The organism is Inhella gelatinilytica (assembly GCF_016093295.1).
Taxonomy (GTDB): domain Bacteria; phylum Pseudomonadota; class Gammaproteobacteria; order Burkholderiales; family Burkholderiaceae_C; genus Inhella; species Inhella gelatinilytica.
This window is the reverse complement of the sequence record NZ_JAEDAL010000002.1, coordinates 606824-623442: the sequence shown is the minus strand read 5'-3', so window position 1 is coordinate 623442 and position 16619 is coordinate 606824. Positions and strand designations below refer to the sequence as shown.

Here is a 16619-nt window from a genome sequence, read left to right as displayed (position 1 = left end):
GGACGACCGACTTCATGACGCTAACCGCCCCCGCCTTGAGCCTTCAGCACCCGCGAGAAATTGCCGCCTGGCTGCAGGAGTTGGTGGAGCGCGAAACGCTCGTCCGCTTGATCGCCCCGAGCGGACCCACTCTCGAGCTGCTCCCCGTGCAAGTGCGGCCCGAGTTGCACAACTGGGATTTGAGACTTCCGGGCCTGACCTTGAGTGCCCCGCCTTGGCTGTTGCAGGGTCCGGTACACGCCGTCGCCCACCAGGGCGGCGTGCAAATGGACTTCGAACTGCCCGCCGAACGTTCGCTGGTGGAAACCGGCGGATTGCCTGCCCTGCGCGTTGCGCTGCCGTCAGAGTTGCGGCGACACCAGCGTCGGCAAACGTTTCGGGTTCAGCCCGCCAGCCTGCACCACCCCCGACTGTTGATGCCCCGTGTGGGCGCACTGCCACTGCGCGTGCGGACCTTTGACCTGAGCGCGGGCGGTATTGCCTTGCACTGGCCCGACTCCTGCGAAAAGCCGGCGCCTGGCGCCTTGCTCACGGGGCTTGAATTGGAAATGGGGCTTGAGCACCGCATTCCGGTCACGCTGCAAGTCCAGCATGTGCGTGTGGAGCGGGAGCATGTTCGCGTGGGTTGCACCTTCGTGACCCTGCCCCCGGAGGGTGAGCGGCAACTGGCGCTGTACTTGAATCAGCTTCAGCGCCGTCAGCGCAATTTGCCACGCTAGCGCGATCAAACCTGCATGTTCATGATGTCGGAGTAGGCCGACACCAAGCGATTGCGCACTTGCAGGACGGCTTGGAACCCGACCTGGGCCTTTTGCATGGCCACCATGGTCTCCTCCAAACTCACCGTCGGGTTGTCCAACTGCAACTCGCGCTGAAGCTGTGAGGCCTGCAACTGTTGCTGGCTCACGGATTTCAACGCGGTGGTCATGGCCTCTGAAAAACTACCGCCTTGAACCGCGGAGGCAGCCGTCGGCGCGCTGGCAGGCAGCTTCATCCCCGCACGCTGCACGGCGGCGGCAAAGTCGAAGGGCTTGAGCTGGACCGGATTCATGATGGGCGAGAGGTTAGGCCCCGCCACACGCTCCTAAGCCTGCAAAAGGGCTGGCTTTATCGGCCTGTTTGGCGCCTACTTAAGGGGCAGATCCCAAAAAATCGGCAGCTATGGAGACCACCCTCGCCCCGACGGCCGCCACTCCCGTGGCACTTGGCACCGAGCCCGGTTTTGCCGACCGACTGAAGGCGCTGCCGCGCCGCAACCAGTTGGGCCTTTTCCTGGGCCTGCTCCTGCTGGTTGCGGTCATCGCCTTGCTGGGCACCCGCACCGGGACGGCCGACTACCGGCCCCTTTTCACGGGTCTGTCCGACAAGGACGGGGGCGCCGTCATTGCCCAGCTGGCCCAAATGCAGGTTAACTACCGCAGCGAGCCGGGCGGGACCATTCTGGTGCCTGCTTCCCAGGTGTACGACCTGCGCATGAAGCTGGCGAGCAATGGCCTGCCCAAGGGCAGTTTGGTGGGCTTTGAGTTATTGGACAAACCGTCGATCGGGCAAACGCAATTCAACGAACGCCTGAACTTCCAGCGCGCCTTGGAAGGTGAATTGACCCGAACCATCACCGCGCTGGCCGACGTGGCCGACGCCCGCGTTCACTTGGCCATTCCCCAGCAGACGGGCTTCTTCCGCGAGCAGCAAAAGCCCAGCGCTTCGGTCATGCTGCATGTGCGAGGGGGTCGCAACTTGGATCGCAACCAAATCGCCGGCATCATCCATTTGGTTTCGGCCTCGGTTCCCGAGCTCAACCCCAAGGCCGTGAGTGTGTTGGATCAAACGGGCAAGCTGCTGTCCAACAACGAAGACGGCCAGGGCGCGTTGGGCATGGACGCCCAGCAGATGCTCTACAAGCAAAACCTGGAACACAGCCTGGCCACCCGCATTCAGGCGCTGCTGGAACCCCTGGTGGGACGGGAGAATTTCCGCACCACGGTGACCGCGGATATCGACTTCTCTCAGAGCGAGCAAACCAGCGAAGCGTATGCGCCCAATCAGGGCAACACCGCCCAGCAAACCCTTCGCAGCCACGTGGTGAACGAGAGCCAGAACACGAACGTGCAACCCCCCACGGGCGTTCCGGGCGCCTCGTCCAACCAGCCGCCGGTACAGGCGACCGCGCCCGTGACCGGTGCCAGCGGGCCCTTGCAGGCCGCTCAGCAGGGCGGCAGCGGCAACACCAGCAGTCGGCGGGACGAAACCCGCAACTACGAGGTCGACAAGACGGTAAAAGTCACCCGTCTGGCGACCGGCACGGTCAAACGCCTCACCGCCGCCGTGGTCCTGAACCACCGCAGCAAAACCGACGCCAAGGGAAAAACCACCACCGAAGCCTTGCCGCAGGCGGAGATGGATCGCATCACCGCCTTGGTGCGGGAAGCCGTGGGCTTTGTCGAGCAGCGCGGCGACTCGCTGCAGGTTGTGAGCAGCCCCTTCGTGCAACCCAAGGTGGAAACCGTGGACACCCCGCTGTGGCAGCAGCCCATCGTGCGCGAAGCCATTGGCTTTGGCGCCGTGCCCGCTGCCTTGGTGCTCGTGGCCCTCATCATCGTGTTTGGCATGGTGCGTCCTGCGCTGCGCGCGGCCTACCCGCCCCCAGTTGAGGTCGAAGGCCCAACAGCGAAGCCCGGAGCAACGCTGTCTGAGGTGGTGGGGGAACAAGCCGTCCTTCCGGCGCCGGTGGAAGCCATGCCGCGTCTGGAAACGCCGCTCGATCAAACCAAGCTGCAACGCGCCCGCGCCATGGCCAAAGACAACCCCTTGGCCGTGGCCAACATCGTGCGGGCCTGGATCAACGGTGAGGAGCCCACGATATGAGCGGCATGGACGACAAGGGCGTAGAAGACGCCGCCATCTTGCTGATGTGCCTGGGTGAAGAGGAAGCCTCCGAGGTATTCAAGCACTTGCAGCCCAAGGAAGTTCAAAAACTCGGCGAAACCATTGCCAAGCTCAAGGTCGTGCCCCGGGCTCGCGTGGACGATGTGCTGGGCCAGTTCGATAAGGTGGCCGACCAGCAAAGCATGCTGGTGAGCGACACCGATGAGTACGTGCGCCAGGTGTTGCGCAAGGCCCTGGGCGAAGACAAGGCCAACCTGCTGCTCGACCGCATCCTGCAAGGCAGCGACGTGTCGTCCATTGAAAGTCTGAAATGGATGGACCCCGGCTCTGTGGCCGAACTGCTGCGCAACGAGCACCCACAGATCGTGGCCGCCATCCTGGCCCATCTGGACTTCGATCAAGTGGCCTCCGTCCTGAAACTGTGGACCGAGCGGCAGCGCAATGAGGTGTTGATCCGTATTGCCACGTTGGACGGTGTGCAGCCCACGGCGCTCAAGGACCTGAATGAGGTCATGAGCCAGATCCTGGCCGGCGGCGACCGCATGAAGAAGAGCAGCCTGGGCGGTGTCAAGGCCGCGGCCGAAATCATCAACATGATGGGCAGTGCCACCGAGGCCTCGGCGCTGGACTACATCCGCGAGTTGGACTCCGACTTGGCACAGAAGGTCATGGACAACATGTTCACCTTCGACGACCTGGAAAAGATCGACGACAAGGGCATCCAATCCCTGCTCAAAGAAGTGCAAAGCGAGTCGTTGGTGCTGGCGCTCAAGGGGGCCAATCCGGATTTGCGGGAAAAGATCTTCCGCAACATGTCCAGCCGCGCGGCCGAAACCCTGCGCGAAGACTTGGATTCGCGCGGCCCGGTGCGCCTGTCCGAAGTCGAGGCCGAGCAAAAGGAAATGCTCAAGATCGTGCGCCGCTTGGTGGACGAAGGTCAGATCGTGTTGGCCACCGGAGGGGACGACCAATTCCTGTAATGGGATTGGGGGCTCGCCATGTCATCCTTCAGCACCATGAACGCCAAGTCCTTCCCCAACGTGCCGCCCCCCCCGGGCACCGGCGCCAAACCCAGCTACGGGCGGTTCATCCCGCGCGAGGAGTTGGAGGGTGTGCAAGCCTGGCGCCCGGACTCCTTGGGGGGCGAGGCTCCGGCACGCCCCCCCATCAGCGCTCCGGCGCCCAAAGTTGAAACCCCGCCCCCCCCCCCGCCGCCCGACCCCCGGGAAATTCTGGCGGCCGCCCGCCAGGCGGGCTATCAGGATGGCCTGCGCGACGGCCAAGCCAGTGCCGAGGCTTTCAAGCAGAGCCATGCCCGCCAAGTTGCGGCCCAGGTGGGTGCCCTGGTTCGCAGCTTTGATCAGGCCTTCGCCGACTTGGAATCGCAAATGGCCGAGGCGCTGACCCGCACTGCCGTGGAGTTGGCGCGGCAAATCGTTCGCGAAGAGTTGCGCCAGCACCCTGAGCACATCGCCAAAGTGGCACATGACGCCCTGGACGCCTTGATGCTGAGTGCCCGCCACGTTCGCCTCTTTGTCCACCCTGACGACCTGCCCTTGGTTCAGGAGGGTGCGGCGGACGTCCTGAAAGCGCGCGGGGCCCACCTGTTGGCGGACGCCAGCCTTCACCGCGGCGACTGCCGCGTTGAATCCGACCTCGGGAGCGTGGACGCCTTCGTGGCCCAGCGCTGGAAACAAGTGGCGGCCCAAGTGGGCGTGTCCAGTGCCTGGAGCAGCGAGACCGATGCCCCAGAAGAGCCGAACGCATTGGATGCACCATGACGGAGCGCCTGAATCGCTGGCAGCACTTCCTTAGCGACCTGGAGCGCCACGCGGCAGACCCCTTGCCTTTTGAAGCCGCGGGCAAACTTACCCGCGTGGCCGGCTTGGTGCTGGAGGCCAGCGGTGTGCAAGTTCCCGTCGGTTCGCTCTGCGACATTCAGATGCCGGAGGCCCGGCCCGGTGACCGCCCTGCGCGCGCGGAAGTGGTGGGTTTTCATGGCGACCGCGCGTTTTTGATGCCGACCGACGAACTCCATGGCCTCTCCAGTGGAGCCCGAGTCCGGCCCAGAAACACGCCCCCCCGCCCGCCACGCTTGGGGGAGCCGCGTCACCCGTGGCGGCGCGATGCCGACCGCGGCCTGCACTTGCCCATGGGCGAAGGGCTGCTGGGGCGCGTGGTCGACGCCCATGGCCACCCCATGGATCGCTTGGGCCCACTGCACCCTGTCGTCCGTGAGCCCATGGCCCGCCGGCCCATCAATGCCATGGATCGTGACCCCGTTCGCACGCCCCTGGACACGGGTGTACGGGCCATCAACGCCCTGCTGACCGTCGGGCGCGGTCAGCGCATCGGCCTGTTTGCGGGCACTGGGGTCGGCAAATCGGTGTTGCTGGGCATGATGGCTCGCTACACGGCTGCAGACGTCATCGTGGTCGGGCTCATCGGCGAGCGGGGCCGTGAGGTCAAAGAGTTCATCGAAGACATCCTGGAACAAGAGGGGCTGGACCGTTCGGTGGTCGTGGCCGCTCCCGCCGATGCGCCGCCCCTGGTGCGCCTGCAAGGCGCCGCCTACGCCACGGCGATTGCTGAGCACTTCCGCGACCGCGGGCAACACGTGCTGCTGCTGATGGACAGTCTCACCCGCTATGCCCAGGCTCAGCGTGAAATCGCCCTGGCCATCGGCGAGCCCCCGGCCACCAAGGGCTACCCCCCTTCTTGTTTCGCCAAGCTGCCGCAATTGGTGGAACGAAGTGGCAATAGCGTGCCGGGCGGCGGGTCCATCACCGCGTTCTACACGGTGCTGAGTGAGGGCGACGACCAGCAAGACCCCATCGCCGATGCAGCGCGGGGCATTTTGGACGGACACATCGTGCTCAGCCGCGAGTTGGCCGAGGCGGGGCACTACCCAGCGATCGATGTGGAACGCTCCATCAGTCGCGTCATGCCGGCCGTTACGCCGGGAGAACACTTGGAACAAGCCCGCCGCTTCCGGCAGTTGCTGGCCAAGTACAACAAGGCGCGCGACCTCATTCAGTTGGGCGCTTACGCGCCGGGTCACGACCCCGATCTGGATGCGGCCGTTCGTCTCCACAACGACATGGCGCATTTCCTTCAGCAGGACATGCACAGTCCGGCGTCACTGGGTCAGGCCGTCGCCCAACTGGGTGCGGTGATCAAGGTCTAAGTCATGAGCACCTCGAACACCCTTGCCCTGCTGCTGGAACACGCCGAGCGCGAACGGGATGCCGCGCTTGCGGCCCATGGCGAGGCCCAAGCCGCGCTTGCACGCGCTCAGAGCCAAGCGGACGATTTGGTGCAGTACCGCGCCAGCTACCAGCAACGCTGGATCGGCGAGGCCCAGAACGGTGTAGGGATCGAGACTTTTCAGTGTGTCCACAGCTTCGCTGAGCGGCTGAGTCAGGCCCTGGGACAGCAGGGGCAGCTGATCCAGGTCTTGGAGTCCCGTTGGAACGCGACGCGCGACGCCCTACAGCAACGGGAGCTTCGCGTGGCCTCCCTCAAGAAATTGATCGAGCGCCGCCAGTCCGAGGCCTTGCAAATCGCGCAACGGCAAGACCAGAAATTGAACGACGAATGGGCGGCCCGGGCGCACCGGTCGCTCACCCCCTAACCGCGAGGCTTCCATGGCCCCTGTCATTGCCCCTCCATCCGCCTTCGATTTCCTCGCCGCCCCAACGGGAACGGGCAGTGCCGACGGCCTGAGCGACGGCCCGCTTTTCGCCGAGGTATTGGCGGCTCAACTGGAGGGCGGCGACGGGGCAACACCTGGGGCGGAGTCCTCTGCCGCGGCGCTTCAGCCCCTGTCGGCGACAGAAACAGCCCCGCCCCAAGCGGCTGACACGGTACCGGGGCCGCTCCCTGTGATCGCCGAGGTGAAAGACCCGACTGCGGACTGGACTTCGTCCACCGAATCACCCCTGGCCCGGCTGTTGGCGACCTCTGGGGAGCGCCAACCTGAGCAGCCTTCGGCCCAAAGTGCGTCGGCACTCATGCCCGTTCCTTCGGCGTGGTCTCAACCCCCTGAATTCGCCAAAGTGCCGTCCAACCCGGACCACTCTCTCCCGTTCAGCTCGACGCTCCCCACCCAGACAGGCGAACGGCCCGAACGCAACGTCAAGGCCTCGCCCCACCCGAACCCCGGCGAAGGCTTGGGCCGCGCAGGAATTCAAACCAAATCCCCGTGGAAGGCTGGCGGCGGCGCGAGCCACGTCTTGGCCGATCGCTGGATACCTGACGTAGCGACGTCGGCCGAGGAAACGCCAACACCCCTTCAACTCGCCGGGTCGAGCCTCGGGGCTTCAGGCGAACCAATTACGCAGGGCGCCGACGTCGAGAGCGGACCGCGCTCGCGACCCGACTTGCCGCCGACGCAGCCACTGACCGCACCCGCCGGGGTCCCGGGGCCCGACCTCCACGGTGCCCTGGGCGCTCCGGTGAGCCCTCAGGCGCCATTTCAACCCGTCTCTCCCACTGAACCCGGTGTCGCCGCCGCGGGTCTTTCGCTCCGGTCGGTGGGCCTCACCTCGGAACGACCGTCTGCGGCGCATCCGTCCCTGGGCCCCACAGTGGCGGCGACCCGTGCCAGAAGCGACCACCCGGCGGCCGCGGGCCGCGCAGTGGGCACCAACCTCACGGATGCGCAACCGGCCCTGGGCGAATTCGCCGGGGCGCCAATCCCGCCCATGGCAGAGCCACCCGTCAAGGGGGCGGGGCGGCCGTTCGGAACAGGCTCCGCGCCCGGTCTCGGCCCCCGTCCTGGAGCGCTCACGGCCGCGGCCAAGGCCCCGAACCCGACCACGCTGCCCGGCCCTGAGGCGCCGGCGTCATCCCCTGAAATCAACCCAGCGGTTACCGCAGGGGAAGGGCTTGGCATAGACGCCAGGGCCTTCAACCCTGGGAGTGGCGAAGGCCCCCCGCGGCCCACCCCCGCGCCCGGCAACGCCGCCTTCGAGCGCCCCGGTTCCCCGCGCGTGGAACTCCCTACCGAACGGATGGCGGCCCATCACAACCCTTCCGCCCTCCCTACGGCCGCGATGTCAGCGGTCAGCACCTTGAGCGCCGCGTTGGAAACCGCTGAGGGGTTCCGCCGCATCCGTCAAACGGCGGACCGCGAGGCCGGCCCGAGCCCCCTGCCGGCCCTCCCGGTTTCCGCGCTGATGTCGAGCCCCACCGTGCTCACGTCCGGGGCCCCAGCCCCAGTTCAGGCCGCCTTGACGGCCTCTCCCTGGAGCCCTCAATTTGGCGCCGAATTGGGCAGCCAAGTCAGTACCTGGGCGGCCGACGGTGTGCAGCACGCCCAGTTGCACCTCAACCCCGCCGAGTTGGGCCCCGTGGAAGTGCACATCCGCATCGATGGTCAGGAAGCCCACGTGATGCTCCATGCGACCCAGTCAGAAACCCGCGAGGCCCTGCAATCCAGCGTGCCGGAGCTCCAACAGGCTTTGCAGCGTGAGGGCTTGCAACTCGGTCAGACCGACGTGCGGGGCGGCCGGGGCGATCAACCGTCCGGCAAACCGGAGTTCCAGCCGCGGTCACACTTCACCCCGCCCGCCCCCAACGAAGGGGCCAACCCGTCCGCTAGGCAGCGGCAACACGGTCTGCTGGACCTTTACGCCTAAATCCCCAGCCAGATTGACCGATTCAATCCAGCAGGCGCGACCAATAATCGAAACTCGGGCAACACCCGTTTTGGACCCACACGAGGAGAACCCATGGCCAAGGCAGAAGCGGCAGAAGCGGCTGCACCGGCTGGAGGCGGCAAAAAGAAACTCATCATGATCCTGGTGATCGTGGTGCTCTTGGTCGCGGTTGGCGGCGGAGCGGCGCTCATGCTGCTGAAGAAAAAGCCCAAGGCGGACGAGGATGGTGAAGAGGCGGTGGATGACCATGCACCCCAGGTCGAAGTCGCCAAGGCCAAACCGGGCACACCACCGGTTTACATGCCCCTGGAACCCTTCACGGTCAATTTGACCGATCAAGACGTGGATCGGTATGCCCAAATTGGCATCAGTTTGGAGGTCGTCGACCAGAAGACGGCCGACACCCTCAAGGGCTACCTGCCTTCCGTTCGGTCGGGTGTCTTGATGGTTTTGTCGCGCAAGAGCGCGGCGGATTTGCTGAGCAGCGAGGGCAAGGAGCGCCTGCAAAAAGAGATCCAACGCGAAGCCGTTCGACCGCTGGGCTATGAGGTCGACCTGGACGAGGCGAGCGAAGAAGACACCGATACGGCCAAGAAAAAGAAGAAGAAAAAGAAGAAGGCGCCCTTGGCCCTGCCCGTCAGCAATGTTCACTTTTCCCAGTTCATCGTGCAGTAACGGGGGTCAAAGATGAACCAGCAGATCCTGTCGCAAGACGAAGTCGATGCCCTGCTTCAAGGCATCACGGGGGAAAGCCAGAAGCTCGAAGAGGAAGAAGTTCCAGAGGGTGGCATACGCGAGTACAACCTCGCCAGCCAAGAGCGAATCGTCCGTGGGCGCATGCCCACGATGGAAATCATCAACGAACGCTTCGCCCGCAATATTCGCGTCGGCTTGTTCAATTTCATCCGCAAGAGCCCAGAAGTCGCCATTGGCGGCATCAAGGTGCAGAAGTACAGCCACTTCCTGCGTGAAATTGTGGTGCCGACGAACTTCAACATCATGTCGGTCAAGCCCCTGCGCGGCAATGGGCTGATTGTTTGCGACCCCACCCTGGTGTTCGCGGTGATCGACTCGCTCTTTGGTGGCATTGGCAAGTTCCATGCGCGGATTGAGGGCCGGGACTTTTCGCCAACCGAACAGCGTGTGATCTTGCGCTTGGTCGAAGTCATTTGCGCGGAATATCACAAGGCCTGGCGCGGCATCTACCCGCTTGAACTGGAGTACCAGCGCAGCGAGATGCAACCGCAGTTCGCCACCATCGCTACCCCCAGCGAGATCGTGGTCTCCAGCAGCTTCACGCTGGAAGTGGGCGAAACCACCGGCACCATCTATTTCTGCATTCCCTACTCCACGCTGGAACCCATTCGCGACGTGCTCTACAGCACCACGCAAGGTGACAGCACCGAGCCCGATCGTCGTTGGATCAATTTGCTCAAGACTCAGATCCAAGCGGCCGAAGTGGAGTTGGTGGCCGAACTGGGCACCGCACCGGCAACGATTGAGCAACTGCTGGCCTTCAAACCCGGCGACTTCATCGAACTGGATTTGGAGTCCATGATCAAGGCCAAAGTCGACGGGGTGCCGGTGTTCGACTGCCACTACGGCACCAGCAACAACCGCTATGCCGTGAAGATCCAAGAAATGTTGACCGGGGCCGATCAAACCTGGCTGGGGGTACGCAATGACAACTGACGATTTCGCAAGCACACCCGCCGACGATCAGGACGCCTTGGCCGCCGAGTGGGCCGCCGCGCTGGCAGAGTCTTCGGCCGCGCCCCCCGCCGTCGCCGACGAAGTGCAAACGCAGCCGGAGCAAGTCGCTCCGGCAAGCTTCAACAACTTCGCCCCCACGTCGCTCCCCAGCACGGGCAACGACATCAACATGATTCTGGACATCCCCGTTCAGCTCACCGTTGAACTGGGTCGTACACGAATCCCGATCAAGAACATCCTGCAATTGGCGCAAGGCTCCGTGGTGGAACTGGATGCGTTGGCCGGCGAGCCCATGGACGTGCTGGTCAATGGTTACCTGATCGCTCAAGGCGAAGTGGTGGTGGTGAACGACAAGTTTGGGATTCGATTGACCGACATCGTCACGCCCAGCGAGCGCATGCGACGCCTTTCAAAGGCCTGAAGAAGGGGGGCAATGCCCCGCATTCCCGGCGATTGCCCCCGGTCTGTGACGCCAAGAATCGGCGTCATGGGCAATTCCTTCGCTCCCGCACTGTGGTTTCTGCTGGTGTTGGCGGTCATTCCGCTGGCCCTGTGGATGTTCAAACGCAGCCCCATGGGTCGCCTGCACGGCGGCAGCGGATTGCGCATGGTGGGCGTGCTGGCGCTGGGGCCGCAGCAAAAGCTCATCACCGTCGCGATCGGTGAGGGCGAGCAGGTTCGTCACCTGCTGCTGGGCGTCACGCCCCAGTCCATTCAGCTGCTGCAGGAGCTCAAGCCCGGCGAGGCCCCCTCCCCCAGCGAAGCCCCGCCCACTTTCGGTCAACTGCTGGCGCGAGCCCGAGGGGGCCAGCCATGAGGAAGTGGCCAGCGGCTCTCATCCTGCTGGGGCTCAGCGCAAACGCCTGGGCGCAAAACGCGAATTTGCCCCTGCTCATCGGCCAGGGCAGCAGCGGCACGAGTTATTCCGTACCCATTCAAACCCTGCTGTTCTTCACCGCGCTGGGTTTCCTGCCCGCGGTCATTTTGATGATGACCGGGTTCACACGCATCGTCATCGTGCTGTCCCTGATGCGTCAGGCGCTGGGCACGCAGTCGGCACCGCCCAATCAAGTCATCATTGGTTTGTCACTGTTCCTGACGTTCTTTGTGATGAGCCCGACCTTGGATCGGGTCTACAAGGAGGCCTGGGAGCCCTACTCCAGCGGCCAAATCGCCTTCCCTGAAGCACTGGACAAGGCCCAAGCACCCATGCGGGCCTTCATGCTCAAGCAGACCCGGCAGAGTGATCTGGCGCTCTTTTCCAGATTGGGCAAGGTCAGCCCCAACATCAAACCCGACCAAGTTCCCTTCACAGTGCTGGTCCCAGCGTTTGTGACCAGCGAGTTGAAGACCGCATTTCAGATTGGCTTCTTGATCTTCATTCCCTTTTTGGTGATCGACATGATCGTCGCCAGCGTGCTGATGAGCCTCGGGATGATGATGCTGTCCCCCGTTTTGGTGGCCTTGCCTTTCAAGCTGATGTTGTTTGTGTTGGCCGATGGCTGGAACCTGCTCATCGGTTCGCTGGCCGCCTCCTTCCAAACCTAGCCGCACCATGGACGCTCAACAAGTTTTCACCTTCAGTCAGCAAGCCTTGTGGATGTTGCTGACCGTGGCAGCGCCGCTGCTGACCGTGGTCTTGGTGGTGGGGGTTGCGGTGTCCGTTTTGCAAGCCGCGACACAGATCAACGAAGCCACGCTTTCCTTCGTTCCGAAAGTGCTGGCGGCCATGGCCACACTGGCCGCTGCCGGCCCCTGGATGCTCACCACACTGGTCGAGTACATCCAGCGGGTCCTGAAAATGATCCCCAGCGCCGTCGGGTAACGGCCATGGCCCGCGATTGCCGCGCCGCTGCTCGTCAGCCCGACCGTTGCCGCCCGAGTTGGTCATGATTGGGTTCACCGAAGCCCAGATCCTGGCTTGGCTCAACCCGCTGCTCTGGCCCTTTTTGCGCTGCCTGGCTTTGCTGTCCGGCATGCCCCTGTTCAGCCAACGCGCCGTCCCCATCCCCCTGCGCATCGGTTTGTCCCTGTTCTTTGCTCTCGCCAGCCAAGCCTCGCTTCCACCCATGCCGGTGCTGCCGCTGGACAGCCCCTCGCTGCTGGTGCTGTTGATCACCCAACAGCTCTTGATCGGCCTCTCCATGGGATTTGCCGTCCGCCTGGTGTTTGCAACGCTGGAATTCGCAGGCGAAATCGTGGGCTTGCAGATGGGCCTGAACTTCGCTGGCTTTTTCGATCCGGGCACCGGCATGCAGGGTACGGCCACCGCCCGATTTTTCGGCACCCTGGTGGCGTTTCTCTTCATCGCCACGAACGGGCACTTGCTGCTGATCCAGGCGCTGGCCCAGAGCTTTCATGTTTTCCCAGTCGGGCAGGAGCCGTTTGCGTTTCTGCGCCTGGCCTCACCGCAATCGTGGGGGGCAGAGATCTTTCGCGCAGGGCTGTGGATCGCCCTGCCAGTCGTCGCCCTGTTGCTCTTCGTCAATCTGGCGCTGGGCGTGATCTCCCGCGTGGCGCCGCAAATTCACGTGTTTGCGGTGGGCTTCCCGCTCACCGTCACAGTGGGCCTGCTGGGTTTGGTCGCCACCCTGCCCCTGATGCAGACCCCATTGGAACAAACCCTGGCGCGCCTGCTTGCCGCCTTTGCCTGATCAGCGCACTTCGCGCGCCAGCTTCAAGACCTGGGCCGACACCTGCAGGCCCCGTCGCTGGGCTTCGCTTTGATTCACGCTGAACGCCAAGCCATGGGGTTCGGTCAGCAGGGCAATGGAGGCCCCGGCCCGCCACGATTCCGCGCTTAAGCCAACCACAAGCACCGAGGCGGAGCCCAAGCCCTGAACCCAGTGGCGCAACGCGGCCACGTCGGAGTGGCCCAGCACCAGCACCTGACACTGTGTGCTGGCTTCCCGCGGCGACTCGACCCGCCGATACCGAACCGTGGCGGCCCCGAGGGCTCGACCGTCCAAGCGCCGCAGGGGCTCTTCCGTCTCACCCAAGCGCGCGCCACACACCACGAGGTCCCCCAGTGCTGACGGCCACTGCGTAAACTGGGCAAAGCGGTACACAAAGGCCGCCCGCAATTCCTCTTCCGATGCGGCACCCGCCCCGCCGCCCGCGAGGCACAGCAGGAGGCTCAGACTCAAGGCCCGACAGCTCAGGGACGGAAGCGCCATTCCACCCCCATGTGGGCCTGACGCCCGTGCTGTTCAATGGGCGCACCCCCTGAAACCGCCGGTGCATCCCAGTAGCGCCGGTCCGCCAGGTTCCGAACGCCAAGGAACACATCCCATTGCGGTTCCACGTGCCAGACGACGTTCGCATGCCACACGCCATAGCCGGCGATCCGTTCGTCATCGACACGCCGCGCCCCCACCGCCTCACCGTGGACCGAGAGGCGCCACGCCTCACCCAGCGGCAAAGAAAACCGAAGGCGTGCCAAAGCGGTCGGGCTGTTGCTCAAACGCTCCCCCCCCGCGTAGCGAGACTGCTGCACCGCCACGCTGGCCTGCACACTGGCTCCGCCCCGCCAACGGCCCTCCACTTCCCATTCCAAACCACGGCTGCGCACGGGAGGACTGGCGCTGTAATAGGCGTCGTCCGGCCCGGCATCGATGAGGTTGCGAACGCGCCCGCCGTACACCACCCATCGCCCGCGCCAGCGTTCGCCCAGCGGGGCTTCCCACGCCAGCTCCAGGCTTCGAACCCGTTCTGCCGGCGGCGGTGCCAAATCCTGAGAACTGTTGTGCAGGCTTTCCGACCGATTGGGCGCCCGGAACGCGCCGCCATAGCTCAGCTTGAGTTGCCGGCCCTCCGCGGGTGACCACACGTAGGCGACCCGGGGATGGGTGCGCCACCCTTGCCCCTGCAGCCGATCCGCTCGCCAGCCCAGAACCCAACGCTGGTTGTCACTTTGGCGCCAAACGTCCTGGACCCAAAAGCCCCAACGCTGATGGCGCGCGTCGTCCGCGCTGTCGTCGTCGCCCAGAACAAAGTACCGGATCCGTTGCATCCGGTCGTTTTGCCCTTCCACCCCCAGCATCCATTCGTGCTGATCCGTCCACGCGCCGCCCGCCCGAGCCTCCACCAAGTCCCACAGGCCCAGGGTTTCGAATCGAAAAACCCCCTTGCGCCCACTGCGACTCTGAAACGGCTCGTCGTATCGGTAAAGCAACTGTTGACGCGCAGCGCCCAACTGAAGCCAGGCGCTGTCACCCAGCGGCTGCTCCCATTGCACCTGTCCCCAATGAATGCGGGTGCGATCCACAGCCTGGGCCAAACCCGCCGGGACGGATATGCCCAACTCGACCGGAAAACCTTTGATGCGGTCCACGGCGCCCAAGCGTGCCCGCAGGCCCCCCTGAATCCAACGCAGGTTCAGTTTGTCCGCCCGATCCTCGTTCAGGCGCTGTTGATCCGCCACGGCGTAGGCCGGCAGGGCGTCGAAGAGTTCTTGTCTGCGCGCACGCATCCGCGTGGCGGAGAACCCCCATTCCGCACCGGAGTCCAGCCGGTGTCCGGCACTCAGGTGGGTGGTGAAGCGCTGCGGGCCATCCCAACGCCATCGAACCCGCACGGCTGCGGACGGATCGGCCCGCCGGGTAAAGACTTGCACCACCCCCAAGAAGGCGTTGTTGCCGTACAGCGCCGACCCCGACCCCGAGGTGAACTCCACGCGCTCGATCTCGCTGACGTCGACCACAAAGTCTTCGTCGACCTGCCCCGCGTCATAAATGTTTTCGTTCAGGCGCAGGCCATCGAGCAAGAACAGAATCCGTGCGTTCAGGTCTCCTGGTCGGCCGATCCCACGGACGCCCATCTGCGTAAACAGGTCGTCCTGGGCCAAATACAAACCCGGGAAGAGACGCAGCACATCGGCCAAGGTGCGAAGACCCAGCCGTTGAATGTCTTGCCGGGTGACGACCCGGGTCACGCCAGGCGCTTGTGCGCTGCTTTGCGCCAGGCGCGCTGCCGTGCTCACGGCGACATCGGCGCTGGGGCGATCTGGCTCCTGACGCAGCAAGTCCTCCAGCGATGGCCCACTGTCTTGCGCTGCTGCAACCTGAGCTGCCAGCCCCAGGACCAGACTCCAAGCGAATCGCGCCCTAATCGTTGTCATGTCGCGCCATCCGAAAACAGTGCTTGCCTGCCGCTTTGGCTTCGTACATGGCGGCATCCGCGCAACGCAGCAGGGTCGCCGCGTCGCGGCCATGACGCGGCGCAATGGCCCCACCCACACTTGCCCCCAGCGGCATCACCCGTCCACGAATCGACAACGGTTCTCCCACCGCCTGGATGAGCCGCTCTGCCAAATGCTCCATCGAGGGTTCGCTGCCCAAGGGTGCGATCAGCAGGGCGAACTCATCGCCCCCCAGCCGGAACAAGGTGTCGCTGACCCGAAGCGAATGATGCATCCGCTGGGTCACCTCCACCAGCACCTCATCGCCAGCGTCATGGCCCAGAACATCGTTGATGGCTTTGAAGTGATCCAGGTCGATGAACATCAGGCCCAGTTCATAGCCACCTTGCTGCACATGCACCACATGGCGCTCCAATTCCAAGTCGAATGACAAGCGATTGGGCAACCCGGTTAGGTGATCGCGGTGGGCCAGGCGGTGGAGCTCATGCCCCGCTCGTTGCTCGTGCTCCAGCTGAGCGCGCAAATCGGCATGCCAAGCCTCGATGCGACCCAGCATTTCATTGACGCGCCCTGCCAGTCGCCCCACCTCGTCCTGCCGCACCACGGGGGCTCGCAAGCTGTAATCCTGCGATTGGGCCACTTGCTCGGTGAGATCTGTCAAGGCAATGAGGGGCGATAGCGCCCGCCGCTGGACGGCTCTCAGGGCCGCGATGGCCAACGCCCCGGTCGCACCAAACAAGGCCAAACTGCCCAGCCAGATGCGCAACATCACCCGCTCCAGGCCTTGCAGGCTTTCAACCCATACCAATTCACCCAGCCGCTCGCCTTGCACCATCACCGGCATGCGCCGTTCGTAGGACTGACCAAACCCAGGCAACCAACTGGGGTGCGCTGGCGCCCGGGTGCGCTGCCACTGGGCATACACGCGACCGGCTCGGTCCTGGACCGTAACCGCCATCAAATCCGCGCCCCGGCGACTGACCAACTCGTCCAGCAGGGCTTGTGCTGCGCGCGAGTCCTCGAACGCCAGCATGGGCGCAACGTTCTGTGCCATCACGCCAGCCGCCGCTTCCGTGGCCTCTTGCTGGCGCTGCCGGGCCAACAAAAAAACCCAGGCTTGAGTAAGCAGAAAACTCAGCGCCAGGGCCCCTGCCATCACCGCCAGGTTCAGGCGCGTCAAGCGCCGAACCAGGGAGTGTTGGGTAAAGCGGCCCATG

General features: G+C 64.4%; 18 protein-coding genes. 14 read left to right on the top strand and 4 right to left on the bottom strand.

Annotated elements, in window-relative coordinates; genetic code table 11:
* The first annotated feature begins 14 nt into the window (after positions 1–14).
* A complete protein-coding gene (locus I7X43_RS07780; protein ID WP_198100332.1) occupies positions 15–719 on the top strand; it encodes a flagellar brake protein in 705 nt (234 codons plus the stop codon).
* Positions 720–724: 5 nt separating this feature from the next.
* On the opposite strand, the gene fliE is transcribed toward I7X43_RS07780, so the two are convergent.
* Positions 725–994: a flagellar hook-basal body complex protein FliE gene (fliE, locus tag I7X43_RS07775; protein WP_246480275.1), complete on the bottom strand. Its 270-nt coding sequence runs from the start codon at positions 992–994 to the stop codon at positions 725–727.
* 167 nt (positions 995–1161) lie between these two features.
* Here fliE and fliF point away from each other — a divergent pair, with 167 nt between their 5' ends.
* The 13 genes from fliF (at position 1162) to fliR (ending at position 12916) form a co-directional block, all read left to right on the top strand.
* Positions 1162–2865: a flagellar basal-body MS-ring/collar protein FliF gene (gene fliF, locus I7X43_RS07770; protein ID WP_198100330.1), complete on the top strand. Its 1704-nt coding sequence runs from the start codon at positions 1162–1164 to the stop codon at positions 2863–2865.
* A 5-nt stretch (positions 2866–2870) separates the two neighbouring features.
* Positions 2871–3866: a flagellar motor switch protein FliG gene (gene fliG / locus I7X43_RS07765; protein ID WP_198100398.1), complete on the top strand. Its 996-nt coding sequence runs from the start codon at positions 2871–2873 to the stop codon at positions 3864–3866.
* An 18-nt stretch (positions 3867–3884) separates the two neighbouring features.
* Positions 3885–4667, top strand: coding sequence for a FliH/SctL family protein (locus I7X43_RS07760; protein ID WP_246480237.1), 783 nt, complete (start codon positions 3885–3887; stop codon positions 4665–4667).
* Positions 4664–6073: a flagellar protein export ATPase FliI gene (fliI, locus tag I7X43_RS07755; RefSeq protein WP_198100329.1), complete on the top strand. Its 1410-nt coding sequence runs from the start codon at positions 4664–4666 to the stop codon at positions 6071–6073. The genes I7X43_RS07760 and fliI overlap by 4 nt, the downstream gene beginning before the upstream one ends.
* A 3-nt stretch (positions 6074–6076) precedes the next feature.
* Positions 6077–6520 carry a flagellar export protein FliJ gene (gene fliJ / locus I7X43_RS07750; RefSeq protein WP_198100328.1) on the top strand — a complete coding sequence of 148 codons (444 nt, stop codon included), beginning with the start codon at positions 6077–6079 and terminating at the stop codon, positions 6518–6520.
* Between the two features lie 1441 nt (positions 6521–7961).
* Positions 7962–8528, top strand: a complete 567-nt coding sequence (locus tag I7X43_RS07745; RefSeq protein WP_216860081.1) for a flagellar hook-length control protein FliK — start codon at positions 7962–7964, stop codon at positions 8526–8528.
* A gap of 93 nt (positions 8529–8621) precedes the next feature.
* Positions 8622–9224 carry a flagellar basal body-associated FliL family protein gene (locus I7X43_RS07740; RefSeq protein ID WP_198100326.1) on the top strand — a complete coding sequence of 201 codons (603 nt, stop codon included), beginning with the start codon at positions 8622–8624 and terminating at the stop codon, positions 9222–9224.
* A gap of 12 nt (positions 9225–9236) precedes the next feature.
* Positions 9237–10241 carry a flagellar motor switch protein FliM gene (gene fliM, locus I7X43_RS07735; RefSeq protein ID WP_198100325.1) on the top strand — a complete coding sequence of 335 codons (1005 nt, stop codon included), beginning with the start codon at positions 9237–9239 and terminating at the stop codon, positions 10239–10241.
* On the top strand, positions 10231–10683 hold the full coding sequence (gene fliN / locus I7X43_RS07730; protein WP_198100324.1) for a flagellar motor switch protein FliN: 453 nt from the start codon (positions 10231–10233) through the stop codon (positions 10681–10683). The genes fliM and fliN overlap by 11 nt, the downstream gene beginning before the upstream one ends.
* A gap of 66 nt (positions 10684–10749) precedes the next feature.
* Positions 10750–11079 carry a FliO/MopB family protein gene (locus tag I7X43_RS07725; RefSeq protein WP_198100323.1) on the top strand — a complete coding sequence of 110 codons (330 nt, stop codon included), beginning with the start codon at positions 10750–10752 and terminating at the stop codon, positions 11077–11079.
* A complete protein-coding gene (fliP, locus tag I7X43_RS07720) occupies positions 11076–11810 on the top strand; it encodes a flagellar type III secretion system pore protein FliP (RefSeq protein WP_198100322.1) in 735 nt (244 codons plus the stop codon). Before I7X43_RS07725 ends, fliP begins: the two co-directional genes overlap by 4 nt.
* Before the next feature lie 7 nt (positions 11811–11817).
* Positions 11818–12087, top strand: coding sequence for a flagellar biosynthesis protein FliQ (gene fliQ / locus I7X43_RS07715; protein WP_198100321.1), 270 nt, complete (start codon positions 11818–11820; stop codon positions 12085–12087).
* A gap of 64 nt (positions 12088–12151) precedes the next feature.
* Positions 12152–12916, top strand: coding sequence for a flagellar biosynthetic protein FliR (fliR, locus tag I7X43_RS07710; protein WP_198100320.1), 765 nt, complete (start codon positions 12152–12154; stop codon positions 12914–12916).
* Here fliR and I7X43_RS07705 read toward each other — a convergent pair whose 3' ends face one another.
* The 3 genes from I7X43_RS07705 to I7X43_RS07695 are packed head-to-tail and all read right to left on the bottom strand — an operon-like array spanning position 12917 to position 16618.
* Positions 12917–13438, bottom strand: coding sequence for a YfiR family protein (locus tag I7X43_RS07705; RefSeq protein WP_198100319.1), 522 nt, complete (start codon positions 13436–13438; stop codon positions 12917–12919).
* A complete protein-coding gene (locus tag I7X43_RS07700; RefSeq protein WP_198100318.1) occupies positions 13420–15381 on the bottom strand; it encodes a TonB-dependent receptor plug domain-containing protein in 1962 nt (653 codons plus the stop codon). The genes I7X43_RS07705 and I7X43_RS07700 overlap by 19 nt, the downstream gene beginning before the upstream one ends.
* Complete coding sequence (locus I7X43_RS07695) at positions 15368–16618, bottom strand: sensor domain-containing diguanylate cyclase (RefSeq protein ID WP_198100317.1); 1251 nt, start codon at positions 16616–16618, stop codon at positions 15368–15370. The genes I7X43_RS07700 and I7X43_RS07695 overlap by 14 nt, the downstream gene beginning before the upstream one ends.
* Position 16619 lies beyond the last annotated feature (1 nt).